The sequence below is a fragment of the Vibrio sp. B1REV9 genome (genome assembly GCF_905175395.2).
Taxonomy (GTDB): domain Bacteria; phylum Pseudomonadota; class Gammaproteobacteria; order Enterobacterales; family Vibrionaceae; genus Vibrio; species Vibrio alfacsensis.
In genome coordinates this window covers 737,663-759,503 of record NZ_CAJIMW020000221.1, presented here as the reverse complement: position 1 = coordinate 759,503, position 21,841 = coordinate 737,663, and the positions used below count along the sequence as shown (strand labels likewise).

General features: G+C 45.6%; 22 protein-coding genes. 7 read left to right on the top strand and 15 right to left on the bottom strand.

From position 1 onward, the window contains the following. Positions 1 to 71 precede the first annotated feature (71 nt). On the top strand, positions 72 to 617 hold the full coding sequence (gene syd, locus KHN78_RS03935) for a SecY-interacting protein (RefSeq protein WP_211919869.1): 546 nt from the start codon (positions 72 to 74) through the stop codon (positions 615 to 617). A 2-nt stretch (positions 618 to 619) separates the two neighbouring features. Beyond that, a complete protein-coding gene (locus KHN78_RS03930; RefSeq protein WP_128811454.1) occupies positions 620 to 1,396 on the top strand; it encodes a Zn-ribbon-containing protein in 777 nt (258 codons plus the stop codon). Between the two features lie 111 nt (positions 1,397 to 1,507). Here KHN78_RS03930 and KHN78_RS03925 read toward each other — a convergent pair whose 3' ends face one another. The 3 genes from KHN78_RS03925 to metN are packed head-to-tail and all read right to left on the bottom strand — an operon-like array spanning position 1,508 to position 4,051. After that, a complete protein-coding gene (locus tag KHN78_RS03925; RefSeq protein ID WP_211919868.1) occupies positions 1,508 to 2,317 on the bottom strand; it encodes a MetQ/NlpA family lipoprotein in 810 nt (269 codons plus the stop codon). 32 nt (positions 2,318 to 2,349) lie between these two features. Beyond that, positions 2,350 to 3,027 carry a methionine ABC transporter permease gene (locus KHN78_RS03920; RefSeq protein WP_128811452.1) on the bottom strand — a complete coding sequence of 226 codons (678 nt, stop codon included), beginning with the start codon at positions 3,025 to 3,027 and terminating at the stop codon, positions 2,350 to 2,352. Beyond that, on the bottom strand, positions 3,017 to 4,051 hold the full coding sequence (gene metN / locus KHN78_RS03915) for a methionine ABC transporter ATP-binding protein MetN (RefSeq protein WP_211919867.1): 1,035 nt from the start codon (positions 4,049 to 4,051) through the stop codon (positions 3,017 to 3,019). The genes KHN78_RS03920 and metN overlap by 11 nt, the downstream gene beginning before the upstream one ends. A gap of 334 nt (positions 4,052 to 4,385) precedes the next feature. On the opposite strand from metN, the gene gmhB reads away from it, so the two are divergent. From gmhB to treC, 4 genes are all read left to right on the top strand, one after another. Continuing rightward, complete coding sequence (gene gmhB, locus KHN78_RS03910) at positions 4,386 to 4,943, top strand: D-glycero-beta-D-manno-heptose 1,7-bisphosphate 7-phosphatase (RefSeq protein ID WP_211919978.1); 558 nt, start codon at positions 4,386 to 4,388, stop codon at positions 4,941 to 4,943. A gap of 74 nt (positions 4,944 to 5,017) precedes the next feature. After that, on the top strand, positions 5,018 to 5,965 hold the full coding sequence (gene treR, locus KHN78_RS03905; RefSeq protein WP_128811449.1) for a trehalose operon repressor TreR: 948 nt from the start codon (positions 5,018 to 5,020) through the stop codon (positions 5,963 to 5,965). A gap of 175 nt (positions 5,966 to 6,140) precedes the next feature. Next, a complete protein-coding gene (gene treB, locus KHN78_RS03900) occupies positions 6,141 to 7,565 on the top strand; it encodes a PTS trehalose transporter subunit IIBC (protein ID WP_211919866.1) in 1,425 nt (474 codons plus the stop codon). Between the two features lie 94 nt (positions 7,566 to 7,659). After that, a complete protein-coding gene (gene treC, locus KHN78_RS03895; protein WP_211919865.1) occupies positions 7,660 to 9,345 on the top strand; it encodes an alpha,alpha-phosphotrehalase in 1,686 nt (561 codons plus the stop codon). Between the two features lie 79 nt (positions 9,346 to 9,424). Here the strand turns inward: treC and KHN78_RS03890 are convergent, their stop codons facing one another. Further along, positions 9,425 to 10,027, bottom strand: a complete 603-nt coding sequence (locus KHN78_RS03890; protein ID WP_211919864.1) for a YitT family protein — start codon at positions 10,025 to 10,027, stop codon at positions 9,425 to 9,427. A 346-nt stretch (positions 10,028 to 10,373) separates the two neighbouring features. On the opposite strand from KHN78_RS03890, the gene glyA reads away from it, so the two are divergent. After that, positions 10,374 to 11,624, top strand: a complete 1,251-nt coding sequence (glyA, locus tag KHN78_RS03885) for a serine hydroxymethyltransferase (protein ID WP_038886041.1) — start codon at positions 10,374 to 10,376, stop codon at positions 11,622 to 11,624. 294 nt (positions 11,625 to 11,918) lie between these two features. Here the strand turns inward: glyA and lipA are convergent, their stop codons facing one another. The 11 genes from lipA to lptE form a co-directional block, all read right to left on the bottom strand. Further along, positions 11,919 to 12,884: a lipoyl synthase gene (gene lipA, locus KHN78_RS03880; protein ID WP_128811444.1), complete on the bottom strand. Its 966-nt coding sequence runs from the start codon at positions 12,882 to 12,884 to the stop codon at positions 11,919 to 11,921. Continuing rightward, positions 12,881 to 13,543 (bottom strand): lipoyl(octanoyl) transferase LipB, encoded by a 663-nt coding sequence (lipB, locus tag KHN78_RS03875; protein WP_211919863.1) that lies wholly within the window; start codon positions 13,541 to 13,543, stop codon positions 12,881 to 12,883. The genes lipA and lipB overlap by 4 nt, the downstream gene beginning before the upstream one ends. Before the next feature lie 175 nt (positions 13,544 to 13,718). Continuing rightward, complete coding sequence (ybeD, locus tag KHN78_RS03870; protein ID WP_038865384.1) at positions 13,719 to 13,997, bottom strand: DUF493 family protein YbeD; 279 nt, start codon at positions 13,995 to 13,997, stop codon at positions 13,719 to 13,721. Positions 13,998 to 14,158: 161 nt separating this feature from the next. Then, a complete protein-coding gene (locus tag KHN78_RS03865) occupies positions 14,159 to 15,337 on the bottom strand; it encodes a serine hydrolase (RefSeq protein ID WP_128811442.1) in 1,179 nt (392 codons plus the stop codon). Between the two features lie 89 nt (positions 15,338 to 15,426). Beyond that, positions 15,427 to 16,227 (bottom strand): septal ring lytic transglycosylase RlpA family protein, encoded by an 801-nt coding sequence (locus KHN78_RS03860; protein ID WP_211919862.1) that lies wholly within the window; start codon positions 16,225 to 16,227, stop codon positions 15,427 to 15,429. Between the two features lie 3 nt (positions 16,228 to 16,230). Then, entirely contained in the window at positions 16,231 to 17,352 is a 1,122-nt protein-coding gene (rodA, locus tag KHN78_RS03855) for a rod shape-determining protein RodA (RefSeq protein WP_128811440.1), read from the bottom strand. Further along, positions 17,352 to 19,277 carry a penicillin-binding protein 2 gene (mrdA, locus tag KHN78_RS03850; protein ID WP_211919861.1) on the bottom strand — a complete coding sequence of 642 codons (1,926 nt, stop codon included), beginning with the start codon at positions 19,275 to 19,277 and terminating at the stop codon, positions 17,352 to 17,354. The genes rodA and mrdA overlap by 1 nt, the downstream gene beginning before the upstream one ends. 29 nt (positions 19,278 to 19,306) lie before the next feature. Beyond that, complete coding sequence (gene rlmH, locus KHN78_RS03845) at positions 19,307 to 19,777, bottom strand: 23S rRNA (pseudouridine(1915)-N(3))-methyltransferase RlmH (protein ID WP_017821762.1); 471 nt, start codon at positions 19,775 to 19,777, stop codon at positions 19,307 to 19,309. 4 nt (positions 19,778 to 19,781) lie between these two features. Beyond that, the gene (gene rsfS, locus KHN78_RS03840; RefSeq protein WP_211919860.1) at positions 19,782 to 20,099 is read right to left on the bottom strand and encodes a ribosome silencing factor; all 318 of its coding nucleotides are present in this window, start codon (positions 20,097 to 20,099) and stop codon (positions 19,782 to 19,784) included. An 88-nt stretch (positions 20,100 to 20,187) separates the two neighbouring features. Next, complete coding sequence (holA, locus tag KHN78_RS03835) at positions 20,188 to 21,207, bottom strand: DNA polymerase III subunit delta (RefSeq protein WP_211919859.1); 1,020 nt, start codon at positions 21,205 to 21,207, stop codon at positions 20,188 to 20,190. Between the two features lie 6 nt (positions 21,208 to 21,213). Further along, entirely contained in the window at positions 21,214 to 21,756 is a 543-nt protein-coding gene (lptE, locus tag KHN78_RS03830; RefSeq protein ID WP_211919858.1) for an LPS assembly lipoprotein LptE, read from the bottom strand. Positions 21,757 to 21,841: the final 85 nt, after the last annotated feature.

Here is a 21,841-nt window from a genome sequence, read left to right as displayed (position 1 = left end):
TACTTAATCCGCTGAACAATTGCCATCTGGCAGACACCGCTATCTGATAAATAAGGAATGAGGAGACTTTCATGACCCAGACCGTTACTCAGGCTCTACTGGAGTTTAGCCTGCGCTATCAACAAGCTTGGCAAGACGAGCACAATGAACTGCCACGCAGTGAAGAGCTTGCTGATCTTGTTTCTCCATGTGTAGAAGAGAAACGTGATGAGGCTGTATTATGGAAAGTGTGTCCTCGTGGAGACGTGGCGGATTTTACTAACGTTGAGAATGGTATTGAGCTCACGCTACATGAAGACATCAAGCTTTTTTATGGCTCTCAATACAGTGCAGATATGGACGCTACTTGGCAAGGCAATGGTCTAACACTATTGCAAGTATGGAGTGATGATGATTTTACTCGCTTGCAAGAGAACATACTTGGTCACCTAGTGACTCAGCGTCGCCTAAAACTGAAGCCAACAGTATTTATTGCAGTGACAGATGCAGAGTTGGATGTCATTTCTATCTGTAACTTGACGGGTAATGTGATTCTTGAGCGTCTAGGCACCAGTAATCGTGATGTGCTTGCAGACAATGTGATTGAGTTTCTAAACAAACTCGAGGCTGCGGTGTAAATATGTACGTTGTTGAGTTGCAGTTTGAATGTTTTGATAACACCACAGTAAGCGCAGTTGATAAAGCGATTAATGGTTTGATGGATGCTCTGCGTTACAACGGGCAGGTCCTTGGTCGTGAGTTTCCTATCGTAATGGGAGATGGCGAGTTTTATGTGCGCGTAGTGTGCCCAGAGCAAGACAGCTTGCACCCTCGTTACCATTCTGATTTCGTCAAAGTCTGCTTAAATCGTTTGTCAGAAGCGTCTTTGCTTGCGCCGAAAATGCGCATGTTAGGTCGTGACTTGAACTCAGAAGAAGCTGCAGAAGATGAAACGCCGAGCTGGCAAGTGCTTTACACTACTTACGTTCATACGTGTTCCCCGCTGCGCAGTGGTGAGACGTTGTTGCCAATTCCGCTATACCGTAATGGGGCGACACTCAACGGTGACCATAAAGCGGTGGTGAAGTGGCAAACCGAGTGGCAAGCGTGTGATGAAATTCAAATGGCGGGTGGATGCCGAGCTGAACACGCTGCGCTGCATGAAATTTGTGATGCTGACAGTGTGTTGTTCCGCCGAGGTTGGGATTTACGTGGTCGTATTGAATACCTCACGAAGATCCCGACCTATTATTACCAATATCGAGTCGGTGGTGAGTCGCTTGAAACAGAAAAGGCGCGCAAGTGTCCAAAATGTGGTGGTGAGTGGTTACTTGATGAGCCTTTGCATGACATTTTTTACTTCAAGTGTGATGACTGCCGAATTGTTTCTAACATCTCTTGGGACCACATTAAGTAGCTTAAAATAGCGCAGATCCTAACATTAATAAGAAAAGTAAAAGGGCTGATGTTTCCACATCAGCCCTTTTGTTTTATTTGCTATCGTTCTGAAAGGTGTTTTCGAGTTGGATTACCAACCTTTAACGACACCACCTTTGAAGATGTCTTTCGCTGCTTCGTAAACTTCATCTGTTTGGTACGATTTCACGAAGTTTTGTACGTTAGCGGCTTGAACGTTATCTTCACGAGCTACGATTAGGTTTACGTATGGAGACTCTTTGTCTTCAACGAAGATGCCATCACGCTCAGGCGTTAGATCGATAGAACTGGCGTAAGTTGTGTTGATGATAGAAATTGCAACATCATCAAGAGAGCGAGGAAGTTGTGCAGCATCTAGTTCTACGATAGTGATGTTTTTCGGGTTGCCTACGATGTCGCGTACTGTCGCTAGTAGGTCGACGCCATCACGCAGCTCAATCAAACCTTGTTGCTCTAGAAGTAGTAGAGAGCGGCCTAGGTTAGTTGGATCATTTGGTACCGCGATTCTTGCCCCTTCTTGAACTTCGTCAACCGACTTCACTTGTTTCGAATAACCTGCAATAGGGTAAACAAAAGAGTTGCCGGCGGTCACGAGCTTGTAGCCACGGTCTTCGACTTGTTGATCAAGGTATGGCTTATGTTGGAAAGCGTTAATATCAATGGAGCCATCATCCAATGCGGCGTTTGGTGTCACGTAATCCGTGAAAGTGACAAGTTGGACATCCAGGTTGTATCTTTCTTTAGCAACTTTTGCAGCAACTTCTGCAACCTGAGCTTCTGCGCCAGCCATTACGCCAACTTTTACGCTGTTGTCATCAGATTGCTTTTCACCACAACCAGCAAGAACCAGTGCAGAAGCGGCAGTTGCAACAGTCAAAAGACTCTTAAGGCTAAATTTCATGTTTATCTCCTTATAATTGGTATTTTCAATTCTTATCTATGGTCTACGCGGCGTACGATTGCATCACCAATAGACTGAATAATTTGCACGAGTACGATAAGCATTACTACGGTTACGGCCATGATCACTATGTCGTAGCGGTGGAATCCATAACGGATCGCAACGTCACCTAAACCACCGCCGCCAACGGTTCCTGCCATTGCGGAGTAGCTTACTAAAGTGACTAGGGTAATCGTTACTGAGTTAACAATAGTCGGCATCGCTTCGGGAAGCAGAACTTTTGTGATGATTTGTACAGGTGTCGCGCCCATCGATTGCGCCGCTTCGACTAAGCCTGACGGTACTTCTAATAAGGCACCTTCAATCAGTCGCGCCACAAATGGAATGGCGCCAATAGTCAATGGAACAATGGCTGCGGTTGTACCGATAAACGTTCCCACTAACAACTTGGTGACCGGGATAATTGCCACCATTAATACGAGGAAAGGCACCGAACGACCGATGTTAACGATCGCGCCAAGTACGCGGTTCAGTTTGGTGTTTTCGAGTAAGCCACCTTTTTTAGTGGTGTGCAGAATGACACCGAGTGGAATCCCCACTGCAAAACCGACGATACCCGCGACGGCAACCATGTAGATGGTTTCCCAAGTTGCGCCCAGAAGTAGGTTGCTGTTTAGGCTCAGCCATTCAGAAATCGTATTAAAGGACATAGCCAAGTACCTCTACTTTCACGTTGTGTTCACGTAGGAATTCAATCGCTGCGTTATCGTCTTGTTCATTACCGAACAGCTCCGCGACCATCATGCCGAATTTCACACCACCGGCGTAATCGAGGTCAGAGCTTAGAATGCTGACATCAATATTAAATTTACGAGCAATTTGCGTCATGAGAGGTGCATCCACTGTAGCGCCTGTAAATTCAAGACGAACGAGAGGGTAGCTGTTTTCTACGCGTGTCGCCTGTAAGCGAACTTGATAGTCTTCTGGAATTGAAAGATCCAACGTTGAGCGGATGAACTGATGTGCGAGTTCCGTTTTAGGATGTGCAAAGATATCGCCGACTGTACCTTTTTCAACTAATTCGCCATCACCGATGATCGCCACTTCATGACAGATGCTTTTCACCACTTCCATTTCGTGGGTGATCAAAAGAATGGTGATCTCAAGTTTGCGGTTGATTTCTTTTAGTAGTTCTAGAATGGATTGCGTTGTCGCTGGGTCCAGTGCGCTGGTCGCTTCGTCACACAACAAAACACTTGGATCAGAAGACAGAGCACGTGCAATTGCCACACGCTGTTTTTGACCGCCACTTAGGTTTGCAGGGTAGCTCTCGTGCTTGTCCGAAAGGCCAACCAGTTTAAGTAGCTCCGTCACTTTTGTTGTGATTTGCGATTTCTCTTTGCCTGCTAGCTCAAGAGGGAGAGCCACATTGTCGAAAACGGTACGAGATGACAGCAGGTTAAAGTGTTGGAAGATCATCCCAATGTTGCGGCGGGTTGCACTCAGTTGCTTTTTACCGAGTTTAGTTAGGTCAACGCCATCAACGATAATGGAGCCTGAGGTCGGGGCTTCCAGCATATTGACACAGCGGATCAAGGTACTTTTACCCGCGCCCGATGCGCCGATAACACCAAAGATAGTCCCTTTAGCGATATCTAAATTTATGTCCTTAAGGGCAAGAATTTCCTTACTGCCTTGGAAGAACACTTTATTGACGTTTTTTATTTCTATCATGTTTCAACCTGCACAGAGATACTGGGAACTTCACTGTTAAAAACGGCTTTTAACAGGAGTAAATTTTGAACTTTATCTCAATTCTCAGTTGATGCTATGGGGTAAGCGAAATGAAGTCAATAGATATTTTTACGTCTAGACGTCTAAAACTTCTGGTTACTATTTTGTAAGGGATGTTACTAAGGGGGAGGAGATGTAAGAGAGAAGTGTTGCTTTTCAGATTTACAGATTCTCAAGCAATAAATCAATAGTTTTGTCCTGCTTTAACATGAATTAGATAGTGTTGAAGCGTATAAGGTATGTAATAATCTAATCAAACCGAGTAAATAGAGAAATACGTTTTGGCAAAACAGCTGTTTTTATCGATCGTGATGGCGTAATTAACGTTGATCATGGCTACGTTCATGATGAGCATGATTTTGAGTACATTGACGGTGTGTTTGAGGCGACAAAAGCGCTAAAAGATCAAGGCTACCTACTAGTACTAGTGACGAACCAATCAGGTATCGGACGCGGTAAATACAGTGAAGATCGTTTCTTATCATTAACTCAATGGATGGACTGGAACTTCGTTGACAATGGCGTCGAGTTCGATGGTTTTTATTATTGTCCACATCATCCAGAACATGGCGTTGGTGAATACAAACAAGATTGTGATTGTCGCAAGCCAAAACCAGGGATGTTTATTTCTGCACGCGATTTCTTGAAAATCGATATGGCGAAATCAGTGATGATTGGTGATAAAGCTGAAGATATGATGGCAGCTGAAGCGGCAGGCGTTGGCACCAAGATTTTGGTACGTACAGGAAAGCCTGTTACAGAACAAGGTGAAGCGTTAGCTACGGTTGTACTTGATAGCATTGCAGATGTTCCTGCGTACCTAAACAAGTAATTTTTACTATTCATTGAGATAAGGGAGGCCAGTGCTTCCCTTTTGTTTGACTCCCTCTTTTAGTTTGATCACTTATGAGCAAAAAACTCACTATTCTTGATATCGCGAAATTGGCTGGCGTAGGAAAATCGACGGTCAGCCGTGTGCTTACCAATGATCCCAAGGTAAAACCACAAACGCGTGAGAAAGTGGAACGAATCATTCATGAGTCCGGTTATATGCCATCAAAATCGGCACAGTCAATGCGTGGCGGTAGTCAAAAGGTGGTCGGTGTGATCATCTCTCGTTTGGACTCTCCATCAGAAAACCGCGCGGTCGGTACCATGTTGAATGCCTTGTACTCGGCAGGGTATGACGTGGTGATCATGGAAAGCCAATTCGATCGTGATAAAACCAATGAACACTTAAATGTGCTTAAACGTCGCAATGTTGACGGGGTGATTGTTTTTGGTTTTACCGGATGTGACGAAAAAGCCTTGGCAGAGTGGGGCAATCGCATTGTCGTGATCGCGATGGACACGCAAATGGTTTCCTCGATCAACTACGATAACCAAGGCGTTATCGACATGGCGCTTTCCCATCTGGAACAACAGTCTATTTCTCGCATTGCTTATATTGGTGTTGATCCAGAAGACCGCACCACGGGTCTTGCTCGCCTTAATGCTTACCAATCTTGGTGTGAGCAAAAGCGCATCGAACCTTGTTTTCAAACCGGCAAGCTCAACCATGAAAGTGCTTATCAGCTGGTGGATCAAGTCCTTCAATCCGATACGCAAGCCATCGCTTGTGCCAGTGACACCATCGCTCTCGGTGTGATTAAACGTCTGCAAGAAATGGGGCGTGAAGATGTGGTGGTCACTGGTGTGGGTGGCAATGAATTACTTTCTTTTCTCTTCCCGAATGTCTTTAGTGTGGATCCTGGCTACTCTCATGCCGGTGAAAAAGCCGCTAACATGCTGATTAATCAACTAAATGGCGATGATTCTGTGGTGCACTTCACCCAGCAGCCTATCTGTCGTTAATCCTCCTTTCGATGATCTGCTCTAAAATTATACTGTGATCATTCTCAATTAATGGGACTGTTCCCATTTTATTTTTGAATGCGAAATGGCACTATTAAAATCATCAAGTGGGAATGTTCCCATTATAAAAATAAAACGATGAATTGAATGTATCCAATACAGGGTGGACAAAGTTATGAGTAAGATTGCGCGTCAAGATGTACAGCGTCTTATTGAGTTGGTCGGGGGATCGGACAATATTGCCAGTGTAAGCCACTGTTTAACTCGCTTGCGTTTCGTGTTGAATGACACTGACAAAGCCGATACCAAACAGTTAGATGCACTACCTATGGTTAAAGGCTGCTTTACCAACGCAGGTCAGTTCCAAGTGGTGATCGGCACGGAAGTCGATGAGGTATACAAGGTACTGATCGAGCTAAGCGGTAAAAGTGAAGCGAGCAAAGATGAATCTAAGAACGCCGCTCGTCAAAACATGAACATCGTTGAGCGTGGTATTTCCCACCTTGCTGAAATCTTTGTACCACTGCTACCAGCGATCATCACCGGTGGTCTAATTCTTGGCTTCCGTAACGTGATTGGCGACATCAAGATGTTTGATGGCCAAACGCTCACGGAAATCAGCCAGTTTTGGGCAACGGTACACTCTTTCTTATGGCTCATTGGGGAGGCAATCTTCTTCTTCCTACCGGTTGGTGTGTGTTGGTCGACAGTGAAAAAACTCGGTGGTACTCCGATTCTGGGTATCACATTGGGTGTCACACTGGTTTCGCCACAGTTAATGAACGCCTACCTAATTGGTAAGCAAGTGCCTGAAGTATGGGACTTTGGCTTATTCGCCATCGAGAAAGTGGGCTACCAAGCGCAAGTGATTCCTGCGATGTTAGCGGGCGTTGCCTTGGCGTTCATCGAAACCAATTTAAAGCGCATTATTCCGTCTTACCTTTACCTAGTGGTCGTGCCGTTTGTTTCTATCATCGTGTCTGTGATTCTTGCGCACTCTATCATTGGTCCATTCGGTCGTATGTTGGGTGACGGCGTTGCTTTCGCAGCAAAAGCAGCCATGACGGGTGACTTCGCAATGATTGGCTCAACCATCTTTGGCTTCCTATACGCGCCATTGGTGATTACCGGTATTCACCACACCACCAACGCGGTTGATCTTCAACTGATGCAAGAGCTAGGCGGAACGCCAATTTGGCCTTTGATTGCACTTTCAAATATTGCTCAAGCTTCAGCGGTAGTCGGCATCATTATTATCAGTAAAAAACATGGCGAGCGCGATATCTCAGTGCCTGCGGCTATCTCTGCTTACCTTGGTGTGACGGAGCCAGCGATGTACGGCATCAACTTGAAATACAAATTCCCAATGCTGAGTGCAATGATCGGCAGTGCGATTGCCGCTGCTATCTGTGGCAGCGCAGGTGTGATGGCGAACGGTATCGGTGTGGGCGGTTTGCCGGGCATCTTGTCTATCCAACCACAGTTCTGGGGTGTCTTTGCTCTAGCGATGTTGGTGGCGATTGTGGTCCCAGTGGCACTGACGCTTGTGCTGTATAAGCGTGCGCAAATGAAAGGTGAGTTAGAAATTGCTAACGCGTAATTCAAACCGAGGCAGCGATTTGGCTGCCTCGTTTATCTCCTCAATTTTTTTTAAGATTTTTAAGTTTCCGTTTAATGGTAAGTGAGCGTTAGAAATGGCAATGACCAAGCATGATGAGAGCTGGTGGAAAACCGCAACCATCTACCAAATTTACCCAAAAAGCTTTTGTGACAGTGGAAGTAAAGGCACGGGCGATATTAAAGGGATCATTTCTAAACTGTATTATCTAAAACACCTTGGTGTGGATGCGATTTGGCTGACGCCGGTTTATCAATCGCCAATGATCGACAACGGTTATGACATTTCCGATTACTATACGATCAACCCAGATTTCGGCACTATGCAAGATTTCGATACCCTGTTGGCAGAGGCTCACCAACTGGGTATTCGAATCATCATGGATATCGTGGTCAACCATACTTCGACGGAACACAAGTGGTTCCAAGCGGCATTGGGTGACAAAAACAGCCCTTACCGTGATTACTACATCTGGAAAGATCCGGTTGATGGCGCAGAGCCAAACAACTGGCAATCTAAGTTCGGTGGTAATGCTTGGGCGTTGGATGAAAAAACAGGTCAGTACTATTTGCACCTTTTTGCTAAAGAACAAGCGGACTTAAACTGGGAAAATCCAGTGGTACGTGAGGAAGTAAAAGAAGTCATCGGCTTCTGGGCAGAGAAAGGTGTCGATGGTTTCCGTCTTGACGTTATCAACCTGATTTCTAAGCAGCAAGATTTCCCAAGTGACGATATTGGTGATGGTCGCCGTTTCTACACTGACGGTCCTCGCGTGCACGAATACCTTCAAGAGATCAGCGAAGCTGTGTTCCAAAAGTACGGCAGCGTGACGGTGGGTGAAATGTCTTCCACTACACTAGAGCATTGTCAGCAATACTCAGCGCAAGATGGCAAAGAGCTGTCGATGGTGTTCAATTTCCACCACCTGAAAGTCGATTACCCGAATGGTGATAAGTGGACAAAAGCGCCGTTTGATTTCATCCAACTGAAACAGATCTTCAACCATTGGCAAACCGGCTTAAATGGAAAAGGGTGGGGCGCACTATTTTGGTGTAACCACGACCAACCACGCGTTGTGAGCCGATTAGGTAACGACGAACAATACCGTGTTGAATCTGCCAAAATGCTTGCGGCATCGGTACACATGATGCAAGGGACGCCTTATGTTTATCAAGGTGAAGAGATCGGCATGACCAACCCGGGTTACACCGAAATCAGCCAATATCGTGATGTTGAAAGCACGAACATGTACGACATTATGGTCAATCGCGATGGCGTATCTCACGACGATATGATGGCGATTTTGGCGCAGAAATCGCGTGATAATTCACGTACGCCAATGCAATGGAACAGCGCGAAACATGCGGGCTTTACTGAAGGCACGCCGTGGTTAGAAGTGGCTCAGAACTATTCTGAGATCAACGCGGAAGCCGTGATTGCCGATTTGAACTCGGTGTTCTACTTCTACAAGCGCTTGATTGAACTGCGTAAACAGGTTCCGGTGATCACTGATGGTCGTTATGAGGACTTGCTGCCAGAGCACAAACGTATTTTTGCTTACGCTCGTCAGAACGATAAACAAACGCTGCTATGTATCAACAACTACTACGGTGAAGAAGTGGAGTGCGTATTACCAGATCGTTTTGATATGAGAAAAGCAAAGAACCTGCTTTCCAACTATCAAAATGCGACCAGCGCGATTGCTTCTAATCACCAAGTATTGCGTCCTTACGAAACTCGCATCTTGCTGATTGAAGAGTAAAAATTAAGCTTCCCCTAAAGATTCCGGTCCTAAACAAAAGGCTTTGGAGTGCTCCCCAAAGCCTTTTTGTCTTTAAGTCTTATGAACCGTAGCTTACAGAATAACGATGCGGTTTGTGGTTCATCGCAAGGACAAGGTTTAGCGCAAAGGCACCAAGAACCGACAAGCCGATAACCCACGGAGTGACGAAGAAGAAAGACGCAAACAAGATACAAGCATCTATCGCCATCTGAGATTTGCCTACCGAGATACCAAACTTGTCCTGAATGAATAAGCACAGTACGTTGAAGCCACCTAAACTAGAGCGGTGGCGGAATAGGATCAGCATTCCCAAGCCCATCAAGAGCCCACCAGATACGGCGCAGTAAATCTCATTGATAGATTCCAGTGAAATCAGTAAATACAGATTATCGGCAAAGATAGAAACCAAAGCACCAGAAATGGCACTGTTAATCGCAAAATGACGGCCAAAACGTTTCCAAGCCAATAAGTAAAAAGGGCTGTTGGCTAAAAAGTACAGCACGCCAAAGGTAAAAGGTGTAAATTGGCTAATAAGCAGAGCCAATCCAGTTGTGCCCCCAGTTAAGAGGTTGGCGGATTGGAGAAAAAAAACGCCTTGAGCAACCAAAAAGGTCCCCGTAAGAATTGCTATCCAGTCTTCTTTTCTTGAGTGTTTTTCCATCTAATGTGCAGTCATTGGAGATAAATTGGGCATGCATAGTAGTAAAAAGGTGACCTTTTCGGTAGCTAGAGGGTAAAATTTGCGGTAAACCTATGTAATTGTTGTTTTACAGGGTGTAAAGCGCAAAATTGACACTTAATCAAACATGGCGAAGTGCTTGCCATATCGGCATGATATTTTTTACTTGTCATCATGAAAAAACTGCATGAGAAAATTGTAAATTTCTCTTTATGACCTAGATCAAATTCTGTAGAATGCGCGCTATTAGAGTGACGAAAACGTTTGCGTTAGGTCATTATTCAGTTTTTTTGCAACTTTCAGTACCAATCTGAGTCAGGAGATACAGATGCTTAAGCGTGATATGAACATCGCAGATTACGATGCGGAACTGTTCGCAGCTATCCAGGAAGAAACCCTTCGCCAGGAAGAACACATTGAACTTATCGCTTCTGAAAACTACACAAGTCCACGTGTAATGGAAGCGCAAGGTTCACAGCTAACGAATAAATACGCGGAAGGCTACCCAGGCAAGCGTTACTACGGCGGTTGTGAGTACGTAGATAAAGCTGAAGCACTCGCTATCGATCGTGCATGCCAACTGTTTGGTTGTGAGTACGCGAACGTACAGCCTCACTCAGGTTCTCAAGCAAACAGCGCAGTTTACATGGCGCTTTTAAACCCAGGTGATACCGTTCTAGGTATGAGCCTAGCACACGGTGGCCACCTAACTCACGGCTCTCCTGTTAACTTCTCTGGTAAGCACTACAATGTGATTCCTTACGGTATCGACGAAGCTGGTCAAATCAACTACGACGAGATGGAACAGTTAGCACTTGAGCACAAGCCTAAGATGATCATCGGTGGTTTCTCTGCTTACTCGCAAATCGTTGATTGGAAGCGCATGCGTGAAATCGCAGACAAAGTTGATGCTTACTTATTCGTAGACATGGCGCACGTTGCGGGTTTGATCGCTGCAGGCGAATACCCAACACCAGTTCCACACGCTCACGTAGTAACAACGACGACGCATAAAACGCTAGCAGGTCCTCGTGGTGGACTGATCCTGTCTAATGCGGGCGAAGACATGTACAAAAAGCTGAACTCAGCAGTATTCCCTGGTGGTCAAGGTGGCCCTCTAATGCACGTTATCGCTGGTAAAGCAGTAGCGTTTAAAGAAGCAATGGAGCCTGAGTTCAAAGCTTACCAAGCTCGCGTAGTGAAAAACGCAAAAGCAATGGTTGGCCAATTCCAAGAGCGTGGCTACAAGATCGTATCTAACGGCACAGAAAACCACCTATTCCTAGTTGACCTAATCGACAAGGATATTACAGGTAAAGATGCAGATGCAGCACTAGGTGCAGCAAACATCACAGTAAATAAGAACTCTGTACCAAACGATCCACGTAGCCCATTCGTAACGTCTGGTATCCGCGTAGGTACACCAGCAATCACTCGTCGCGGCTTCACTGAAGATGACGCGAAAGAGCTAGCAAACTGGATGTGTGACGTTCTAGATAACATCGGCAACGAGGAAGTTATCGAAGCGACGAAACAGAAAGTTCTGGAGATTTGTAAGCGTCTACCAGTTTACGCGTAACGTTTTTTGAAAATAACTCAGGCGAACTCGTTCTATTTCTGCGATTCGGTTTGATTATTTGATTGATGAAAGGTCCTCATTTGAGGGCCTTTTTGTTTTTCTAGCGTATGGAAATGTCAGCTTGGAGTGCGCTGAAATCAGATTCCTGATATCGCCTAGACTCTTCGGAATGACGTGTTTTGGTTTCTGAGAAATAGGGGAGGCTTGGTGAAGTGTTTTAGACTGTGTCTACTAGCCATGTACAAAAAAGGTTGGCACAGAGCCAACCTTTGGTATTCGTAAATGAACGTGAGCTTATTTTACTTCAATGCCTTGTGCTTGCATGTCGGCATGGTAAGAAGAGCGAACAAATGGGCCACACGCTGCGTGGGTGAAGCCAAGTTCTAGTGCGATCTCTTTTAGCTCATCAAACTCTGCTGGTGGAACGTAGCGCTCGACCGGCAGGTGGTGACGGCTTGGCGCAAGGTACTGACCCAGAGTCAGCATAGTGACACCGTGTGCGCGAAGGTCTTTTAGTACTTCTACGATCTCTTCTTTTGTTTCACCAAGACCCATCATCAGGCCTGATTTAGTCGGTACATTTGGATGCTGTTCTTTGAATTTTTGCAGCAATTGTAGCGACCACTTGTAGTTCGCCCCTGGGCGAGCTTTACGGTACAGACGAGGTGCCGTTTCTAGGTTGTGGTTGAAGACATCTGGCGGGTTGTCTTTCATGAGATCAAGCGCCACGTCCATGCGACCACGGAAGTCAGGAACCAGAGTTTCAATCTTGATGTGTGGGTTGAGTTCGCGGATTTCACGGTTACAGTTTGCAAAGTGCTCTGCACCACCATCACGCAAGTCATCACGGTCTACTGAAGTAATAACGACGTACTTCAGCTTCATATCTGCGATGGTTTTTGCTAGCTTTTTCGGTTCTTCAGCTTCAACAGGAAGCGGACGACCATGGGCAACGTCACAGAATGGACAGCGGCGAGTACAGATCGCACCTAGGATCATGAAAGTGGCCGTACCGTGGTTAAAACATTCAGCTAGGTTAGGGCAAGAGGCTTCTTCACACACAGAGTGAAGTTTGTTCTTACGCATTGCTGATTTGATGTCTTGAATACGTTGGCTGTCGGCTGGTAGCTTGATTCTCATCCAATCAGGCTTACGTAGCACTTCTTTCTGCTCTGTCGGCATGTTCTTTACGGGAATCAATGCCATCTTGTCGGCGTCGCGGTATTTAACGCCCTTTTCCATCTGGATTGGTTTGCTCATGCTTTATTACCTTGAGAAGGTGCTTCTGTGCTGAATTTTACTTGCTCATAATCAAGCAAAGTAACGAGTTCTTCTATTAATTGTTTTTCTACGGTTTCGATGTTTTCTGGTCCGCCAATTTGACTGACCTGAACCATCTCCATTCCCTCATAGCCACATGGATTAATACGTAGAAATGGCGTCAAATCCATATTTACGTTCAATGCCAGACCGTGGAATGAGCACCCTTTTCGAATACGAAGACCGAGAGAACATATTTTTTTATTGTCGACGTAGACGCCTGGAGCGTCTGGTCGTGCGGCAGACTCAATATTGTATGCCTTTAGGGTGTTGATCACGAGGTTCTCAATGTGAGTAACGAGATCTCGCACGCTTAATTTTTTACGACGAAGGTTGATCAAGAAGTAAGCAACCAATTGACCCGGTCCATGATAGGTTACTTGACCGCCTCTATCGCTTTGTACAACAGGAATATCCCCAGTGTTAAGCAGGTGTTCGGCTTTACCAGCTTGTCCTTGAGTAAATACTGGGTTGTGCTCTACCAACCAAACTTCATCTGGCGTGTCGTCTGCGCGTTGATCGGTAAATTCATGCATCGCCTTCCATACAGGCTCATAATCTTGGCGTCCAAGTCGTTTCACAACAAGTTGGTGTTGCATGGGAATTCCTGTCGCTAATATATAAAGTTTTTGGATTATAAACCGGATGCCTCTGATGCTCTACACTTGAGTAACAGATTTTTAACTGAAAGGTGAGGTGCTTTTAATTATCTGTATGATAAATAAAAAGAAAGCAGCCAAAGCTGCTTTCAAAAAAATTTAATTTATCAAAAAATTATAGAACCATACGTACGATGTCAATCTCACCCAGTTCTTTGTAAAGGGTTTCAACCTGCTCGATAGATGTCGCAGTGATATTGATCGACACCGAGTGGTAGTTGCCCTTAGCACTTGGTTTTACTGCTGGGCTGTAATCACCTGGAGCATGGCGCTGGATCACTTCAAGAACAAGTTCTGGAAGCTCAGGCTTTGCATGACCCATTACCTTGTAAGTAAATGAACAAGGGAACTCAAGCAGGTCTTTCAATTTTGCATCAGAGTTGATGGTTAGCATATCGGTAACTCCAGTTGGTATTCGTTGCGGTGCGAAATAGTACAGTCAAATTAGGGGGAACTCAAGATCATACCCAAGCATCTATACGTCGCTTGAGTACAGATAACAAAGCCGCCCTCGTTGGCGGCTTTGCTGACTTGTTTGTTGCTCAGAAGCGACGCTTAGAAGAAGCTCTTAAACAACAATACGATGTAGTCCCACATGCGGCTAAATAGGCTGCCTTGGTCGACTGTTTCTAGTGCCATTAGTGGGTACTCAGCAATATCTTCACCATCAATTTGGTAGTATAGCTTACCAACTACATCACCCTTGTTAATTGGGGCTTCTAGCTCTTTTTCAAGTACGAAACTTGCTTTTAGATTCTTTGCTTGGCCACGAGGTAGCGTTACGTAAGTATCTTCATCAAGACCTAGTGCAACAGTATCTTTGTTGCCCATCCATACTTTTTCTTCTACGAACGTTTCACCCGCTTTATGTGGTGCAACCGTTTCAAAGAAGCGGAAACCGTAGCTCAACAGTTTTTTACTTTCTGCTTTGCGAGCATTCGCATCTTTTGTGCCCATCACAACCGCAACTAGACGCATTTGGCCCTCAGTTGCTGAACTTACTAGGCTGTATCCTGCATTGCTTGTATGACCGGTTTTGATGCCGTCAACGTTCATGCTTTTATCCCACAGTAGGCCATTACGGTTGTACTGTGTGATGCCGTTGTATGTGAACTTTTTATCAGAGTAAATACGGTACTCATCTGGAACATCACGGATCAGAGCTTTGCCTAATAGCGCCATGTCGTATGGTGTTGAGTACAGATTCGGATTATCGAGGCCATGAACGTTAGCAAAATGCGTGTTCTTCATGCCGATGGTGTTTGCCCAAGCGTTCATCAGATCAACGAATGCATCTTCAGAACCAGCAATGTGCTCGGCCATTGCAACGCATGCATCATTACCAGATTGAATGATGATACCGCGGTTAAGGTCATGAACTTTAACGGTTGTACCCACTTCGATGAACATTTTTGAAGAGTCAGGGAAGTTTTTCGCCCATGCATTTTGGCTGATAGTAACATCGTCGTCTTCTGAAATGTTGCCACGAGCCAGTTCTTGTCCAATGACGTAGCTGGTCATCATTTTGGTTAAACTAGCTGGAGACAATTTTGTGTTCATCTCTTTCTCAGCAAGTACTTTACCTGAATGGTAATCCATCAGTACGTAGCCTTTTGCTGCGATTTGAGGCGCGTCTGGTACCACAATTGGTGATGCAAATGCAGATTGCGCGATGGTTGCAGATAGGGCAACCGAAGATACGAGAATAGTTCTCACAAGCTTATTTTTATTCATGGTAATTCAAATTTTTGGGTTAACTGCCGACATCTTAACAGAAACCGCTCTTATGTAAGAGAGGCTCTATATAGAAATTCATGACACCATTATTTGGCGTGGTATTTTTTGATAAACGCGGACGCATAACCGAGCAACTTTACTTTATCTAGCGTGGCTTGCGTCAGAGAGTAGTCAGTATATGGACCTAACAGTAGGCGATGGGTCTCTTGAGTGCTCTCTAAGAACGTATCAGTATCGAGCTTTTGACCAAGCTCTGACCCTAAAGTTCGTGCGCGATCTTCATATTTTGATGAAGCGACTTGAATGACGTATTTAGGATGAGCGGCCAGAGATTTTTCATCGGTCGGTTTATCAACCGTGATGACTTCAATTTCAACGTTTGCTGTCCCGGTTTTGACTATGTCAAGTTTATGCGCTGCTGCGTAGCTTAAATCAATAATACGACCTTCATGGAAAGGGCCGCGATCATTAACGCGTACGATTGTTGACTTGCCGTTGTCGGTGTTGGTGACTTTGACAAAGCTCGGTAAAGGCAAAGTTTTGTGCGCTGCCGTCATCGAATACATATCGTAGATTTCGCCGTTTGACGTGAGATGGCCTTGGAATTTTTTGCCATACCAGGATGCACGGCCTTTTTCCTTGAAACCTTTTGCGTCACGGACGATTTTGTAATCCTGACCTCTTAGATTGTAATCGCTGTTACCCCCTAAGCTGTAAGGTTCGTATTTTGGGTGTGCATCCTCAATGTGCTCGACCGATAGTGGCTTATCTGGAGCAACATCGGATTCAAGTTCATAACGGCCATCCTGTGTTTTTTGGTCGGTGGAAGAGCACCCTGCCAAAATCACAGCAGAAAAAACCAAGGAATATAGAGCGCGTTTTTGCATGGTCTAGGTCGCCTTAGAGAATGCTTTTCGGTGAGTGTGAATAGACATTAGAATGCCAAAGCCAGCCATTAGCGTCACCATTGAGGTGCCGCCGTAGCTGATGAGTGGTAAAGGTACGCCTACAACCGGTAGGATGCCACTTACCATGCCGATATTCACAAAAATATACACGAAGAAGCTAAGTACAATACTGCCTGCCATCATTCGACCAAACGCGGTTTGCGCTTGGCTTGCGAGATAAAGACCTCGTCCAATGATAAATAGATAGATGGCTAACAGGCAAAGGAAGCCAATCATACCCCATTCTTCAGCAATTACAGCAAAGATAAAGTCAGTATGACGCTCTGGAAGAAACTCTAGTTGGGATTGAGTGCCATGTAACCAGCCTTTGCCGGAAATACCACCAGAACCGATCGCGATTTTACTTTGGATGATGTGGTAACCCGCGCCTAGAGGGTCCGATTCAGGGTTGAACAGCGTGCGAACGCGAACTTTTTGATATTCACGCATCAGGAAGAACCAAAGAATTGGAATAAAACCACCTAGCCCTATTGCGGCTGCGGCGATAATTTTCCAACTGATCCCGGCAAGAAATATAACAAAGATGCCCGATGCGGCAATAAGAATCGACGTGCCTAAATCGGGTTGTTTTGCGATAAGGATAGTGGGTAAGCAGACCATGATCAGTGCAACGATCAAGGTTTTGAATGTTGGGGGAAGCGGTTGGCGACCAATGTAACGTGCCACCATCAAAGGGACTGCAAGTTTGAGTAATTCGGAGGGTTGGAATCGCACAAAACCGAGATTGAGCCAACGCTGAGCGCCTTTGGATGCTTCTCCAAAGAAGAGCACACCAAATAGTAAAACGACACCGCCAATGAACATGAGAGGCGCAAGGTTCTCGTAGGTTCTGGGGGACAGTTGGGCTAAAACCAACATAACGACTAAAGAAAGGACCATACGCATAGCTTGGCGATCCATCATCGCCAAGCTTTGGCCACTTGCGCTGTACATGATGACTAAGCCAAATGCCATCAGCGCAAGTATGCCGAGTAGGAGGGGCAAATCGATATGGAAGCGTTCAAACAGGGCGCGATTCTTGCCTGTAGAGGGATCCATTTTCATTATTGCATTGCCTCCTGTTTTGTATTTGCTTGCTCTTTATCTGGCTTGATCTCTTCTGGTCCAAGAATGACACGGTCAAATATTTTTCTTACTACTGGCGCACCGTTACTTGAACCACCACCGGCATTTTCAAGGACAACCGAAACCACGACTTGAGGATCATCAAAGGGAGCAAAACCGATAAAGAGCGCGTGATCTCGCAGATGTTCAGCGACCTCATCTGCGTTGTACTCTTCGTCTTCGCCCAAGCCAAAGACTTGCGCGGTACCGGACTTACCACCAGTTTGGTAGTTCATGTTGTAGAACGAGCGTCGTGCGGTACCTTTTGGACCATGGTTAACCAAACGCATCCCTTCTTTCGCCATGTCCCAGTATTTTTCAGGAACATTTTGAATCGGAGGGTAAGTCACGTATTCCGAGTTTTTTTGATGCTCAAAGTCACTGCCGTTATCAATGGTCGCTTTTAATAAGTGCGGTGCAGTAACGGCACCGTCATTGACGAGTACAGAAGTCGCTTTAGCCAACTGCATTGGTGTTGCAGTCCAATAGCCTTGCCCGATACCGACTGGAATGGTGTCACCTTTATACCAAGGTGTTTTATGACGTGCCATTTTCCAATCACGGGTCGGCATATTGGCTTTACTTTCTTCGTAAATATCAATACCTGTGTAGTCGCCAAAGCCGAACATCATCATCCAGTTCGATATGCGATCGATGCCCATATCATAAGCGATTTGATAGAAGAACGTATCGACGGACTCTTCAATGGACTTGATGATATCAACGCGGCCGTGTCCCCAGCGAAGCCAGTCTCGGAATGGACGCGTGTCGGAGTTAGGAATGCGCCAGTAGCCAGGGTCGTTTCGTGTTGTTTTAGGCGTGACTACCCCCTCTTCCAAAGCAGCGACCGCCATAAACGGTTTAATCGTCGAAGCTGGCGGGTAAATACCCAGCGTAGTTCGGTTTACCAGTGGACGATTCTTATCGTTCAATAGGGCACGGTAGGCTTTACCTGAAATGCCATGCACGAATGCATTTGGATCGTAAGATGGGCTTGAAACCATCGCGAGAACGCCATTGTCTCTCGGATCGAGAACTACCGCACTGCCTCGTCGCCCATCAAGTAGCTGATGCACGTAAAGTTGCAAGTTAATATCAAGGTTCAAGACAATGTCTTTTCCCGGGACCGGCGGAACGTATTTTAAGGTACGAATGACGCGACCACGGCTGTTAACTTCTACTTCTTGGTAACCCGCAGTACCATGTAACAAGTCTTCATAATACTTTTCGATACCTAATTTACCAATGTCACGTGTGGCTTGGTAGTTTGCGTCTTTATCTTCTCGAATAAGACGCTGCATATCGCGATCATTGATCCGAGACACATAGCCAATCACGTGAGTGAGTACTTCACTAAATGGATAGTAGCGTTTTAGTGTGGCGCTGATTTCTACCCCGGGAAAACGGTATTGATTAACAGAGAAGATAGCGACTTGCTTTTCATCTAGCTGAGTAAGTAGAGGTACCGATTTGAAGCGACGAGTGCGTTTACGCTCACGTTGGAATCGTTCAATCTGGTCTGGTGTAATATCAAGGATAGTTTGAAGCTCCTTGATCGTCCCATCAATATCTTTGATTTTTTCTGGGGTTAATTCCAAATTGAAGACGGGGCGGTTTTCAGCCAGCAGAACCCCGTTACGGTCATAGATAAGACCACGGTTTGGGGCAATAGGCACCACTTTAATGCGATTGTCATTTGAACGGGTTTTGTAATCTTGGAATTGGTTGACCTGGATGTTGTACATGTTGGCAACCAGCAGTCCCATTAAAACCACGATACCAAGAAATGCAACAATAGCGCGGCTGGCAAACAGGCGCGCTTCGGCTTGATAATCTCGGATCTGACTGCGGCGTTTACGGATCATTAACGCAAGTCTCTAAAGCTAGGCAACGATTATTCTCGGTGGTAAGGGTGGTTGGCAGTGATGCTCCACGCTCGGTATAAACTTTCCGCCATGACGATACGAACAAGCGGATGTGGTAGCGTCAATGCAGACAAAGACCAGCTTTGATCGGCTGCGGCTTTACATGCAGGGGCCAGTCCCTCAGGGCCGCCAATCAAGATGGAAACATCGCGACCATCTAGCTTCCAAGCCTCTAGCTGTTCAGCAAGTTGTGGGGTATCCCATTTTTTGCCTGGAATATCGAGGGTTACGATGCGGTTTCCTTTAGGCACAGCAGCAAGCATCGCCTCGCCTTCTTTTTGTAAGATACGAGCAATGTCTGCATTTTTGCCACGCTTACCTGCTGAAATTTCAATCAGCTCAAGTGGCATATCATGTGGGAAGCGACGACGGTATTCCTGGAAACCTTCCTCGACCCACTTTGGCATTTTTGTGCCAACAGCAATGAGTTGGATTTTCAAAAGATTAACCCCAAAGCTTTTCTAGTTGGTAGAGTGAGCGTTGTTCTTCTTGTAGGACGTGTAGCATTGCGTCACCCATATCTAGGACAACCCATTCACCGTCACTTTCGCCTTCCGTGCCAAGAGGTTCAAGGCCTGCCTTTTTTACTTCAGATGCGACATGGCCAGCAATTGATGAAACGTGGCGTTTAGACGTACCAGTGCAGATCACCATGAAATCAGTCACACTTGATTTGTCTTTCACGTCTAGAATGACAATATCTTCAGCTTTCATGTCGTCAGCTTTATCAGCTAAAAAGTCTTTAAGTTCTTCGCGAAGCACTCAATTTTCCTCGGGTTATTCTCTTAAATCTGTCATCGTTTTAATCATTCAAGTTAAAACGGGTGCGCACTATACCATGCTTTGAAATCTAAATTGCCAGCTTAATATCAGGAGAGCAGGTTTCTAAACTCAATTGATGGATCGTTGGCCACACTGAAATCTCATACTGCGTCTTCGCTTTGATTTCAGCATTGGTCAGTAGCGACAGTAACGCGTAAATTCGGTTTGCAGAAAGGCGGGTCAGTGCGGCATTGTAAAATGGGCGCTTATTTTGCCAAACGCGATGTTTTTCGAACACTTGAATCATGCTCATTTGAGTCAGATCTTGGTGCATTGTCAGCAGTTGGTTAAACTCTTTTTGTACGCTTCGGATCAAAATAATCGTTTCGACACCCTCAGCTTCCAACTGACGCAAGATTCTCTGTGCACGATTTGCTTTACCCGCAAGCAGGGCATCGATCCAATGGAAAGTCGTAAAATGGTTGTGTCGACTTAACGCTTCTTCTAAACGAACAACCGTTAATTCGCCATCTGGGTAGAGTAGAGCCAGTTTTTCTAAACTTTGGGCAAGCGCAAACAGGTTCCCCTCGTGCCATTGCGCCAACATTTGCAGTGATTGTTGGTCTGCTCTTAGCCCCAAAGTGCGGCAACGAGCTTGAATGAACATCGGTAGACGTTGAAGATCGGGCGTTAAACAACTGATCCAATCCCCTTTCGCACTCAGTGCTTTAAACCATTTTGCATTCTCTTGTGCTTTTGTTAGCTTGCTGCCGATGAGCACCAACATGATGTCATCGTGTAACATCTCACATAGGGCTTGAAGTTCTTTGCTTACGGTTGTGGTAACGCCACTTTCAGGTAACTCAAGCTCAATGATTTGGCGACTAGAAAATAGGCTCAACGCTTGGAAGCAGTCATACACTTGGTTCCAATCTAGGCTCGCATCTACCGCAAAACGGTGCTTTTCCTCGAACCCTTGCTGCTTCGCCATCTCTTGGATTGCTTGGCGACTCTCTTGAATAAGCAGAGGCTCGCTGCCGAAAATGAGGTAAACCGGTTTTAGGTGTTTCGCTAGTTGTTCAGCCAGCTTGTCGGCAAAAATTCGCATGTTATCTTACAAAGTTGTCTTTTTTGAGGCATTAACAGCCGTGTCTGCTTCGTATTCTGCGCGTACTCGACCAAGCTGACGCATAATTTGTGCCGCAGCTTGTTGACGCATTTCGTCTTCAATAACGTCACGCTCTACGGATTTAGCCAAGGCGGTTAGCGGGTTATCAAGGTAATTACGGGTGACCACAGTCATAAAATCCTTTGCACCAAGCTCTGGGATGGTGACTCGATATTTAACGACGTAGGTCAGCTCTTTCTCGGCAGCGCGGCTGTTTTGGTAAAGTGAAAGTGTACGCTCTTCTAATTCCGCGCTGACCAAATAAAGGTTTGGAATATTTTTGGATGGTGCGACTAAGTCTACTTTATTTAACTCTAACTGCGCATGTACCGAGCGGGTGAGTGGGCTGTACTCATCGTAGCTGTTGAATGACATGGTGTGCAGCTCTTCCGGAACGGAATACTCGCCACGAAGGTGAAAACCACAGGCAGAAAGAAGCCCCGATAATACCAATACTACTGGTAGTTTAATCAAAGAGAAAAAGCGCATTGATTGTATTCATCCTAAATTGAAGGGGTTATATACCAAAGCAACCTCTGGTTCTTAGCGCAGAGCTCAATATTGTTGAAGTCAC

What these genes read in the sequence shown, in the direction of transcription:
- holA (WP_211919859.1), bottom strand. Translation starts at nt 21,207, where the DNA reads ATGCGAATTTTTGCCGACAAGCTGGCTGAACAACTAGCGAAACACCTA.
- KHN78_RS03920 (WP_128811452.1), bottom strand. Translation starts at nt 3,027, where the DNA reads ATGTCCTTTAATACGATTTCTGAATGGCTGAGCCTAAACAGCAACCTA.
- KHN78_RS03860 (WP_211919862.1), bottom strand. Translation starts at nt 16,227, where the DNA reads ATGCAAAAACGCGCTCTATATTCCTTGGTTTTTTCTGCTGTGATTTTG.
- mrdA (WP_211919861.1), bottom strand. Translation starts at nt 19,277, where the DNA reads ATGATCCGTAAACGCCGCAGTCAGATCCGAGATTATCAAGCCGAAGCG.
- syd (WP_211919869.1), top strand. Translation starts at nt 72, where the DNA reads ATGACCCAGACCGTTACTCAGGCTCTACTGGAGTTTAGCCTGCGCTAT.
- treB (WP_211919866.1), top strand. Translation starts at nt 6,141, where the DNA reads ATGAGTAAGATTGCGCGTCAAGATGTACAGCGTCTTATTGAGTTGGTC.
- KHN78_RS03865 (WP_128811442.1), bottom strand. Translation starts at nt 15,337, where the DNA reads ATGAATAAAAATAAGCTTGTGAGAACTATTCTCGTATCTTCGGTTGCC.
- metN (WP_211919867.1), bottom strand. Translation starts at nt 4,051, where the DNA reads ATGATAGAAATAAAAAACGTCAATAAAGTGTTCTTCCAAGGCAGTAAG.
- lipA (WP_128811444.1), bottom strand. Translation starts at nt 12,884, where the DNA reads ATGAGCAAACCAATCCAGATGGAAAAGGGCGTTAAATACCGCGACGCC.
- glyA (WP_038886041.1), top strand. Translation starts at nt 10,374, where the DNA reads ATGCTTAAGCGTGATATGAACATCGCAGATTACGATGCGGAACTGTTC.
- treR (WP_128811449.1), top strand. Translation starts at nt 5,018, where the DNA reads ATGAGCAAAAAACTCACTATTCTTGATATCGCGAAATTGGCTGGCGTA.
- lptE (WP_211919858.1), bottom strand. Translation starts at nt 21,756, where the DNA reads ATGCGCTTTTTCTCTTTGATTAAACTACCAGTAGTATTGGTATTATCG.
- lipB (WP_211919863.1), bottom strand. Translation starts at nt 13,543, where the DNA reads ATGCAACACCAACTTGTTGTGAAACGACTTGGACGCCAAGATTATGAG.
- rodA (WP_128811440.1), bottom strand. Translation starts at nt 17,352, where the DNA reads ATGAAAATGGATCCCTCTACAGGCAAGAATCGCGCCCTGTTTGAACGC.
- ybeD (WP_038865384.1), bottom strand. Translation starts at nt 13,997, where the DNA reads ATGCTAACCATCAACTCTGATGCAAAATTGAAAGACCTGCTTGAGTTC.
- KHN78_RS03930 (WP_128811454.1), top strand. Translation starts at nt 620, where the DNA reads ATGTACGTTGTTGAGTTGCAGTTTGAATGTTTTGATAACACCACAGTA.
- KHN78_RS03890 (WP_211919864.1), bottom strand. Translation starts at nt 10,027, where the DNA reads ATGGAAAAACACTCAAGAAAAGAAGACTGGATAGCAATTCTTACGGGG.
- treC (WP_211919865.1), top strand. Translation starts at nt 7,660, where the DNA reads ATGGCAATGACCAAGCATGATGAGAGCTGGTGGAAAACCGCAACCATC.
- KHN78_RS03925 (WP_211919868.1), bottom strand. Translation starts at nt 2,317, where the DNA reads ATGAAATTTAGCCTTAAGAGTCTTTTGACTGTTGCAACTGCCGCTTCT.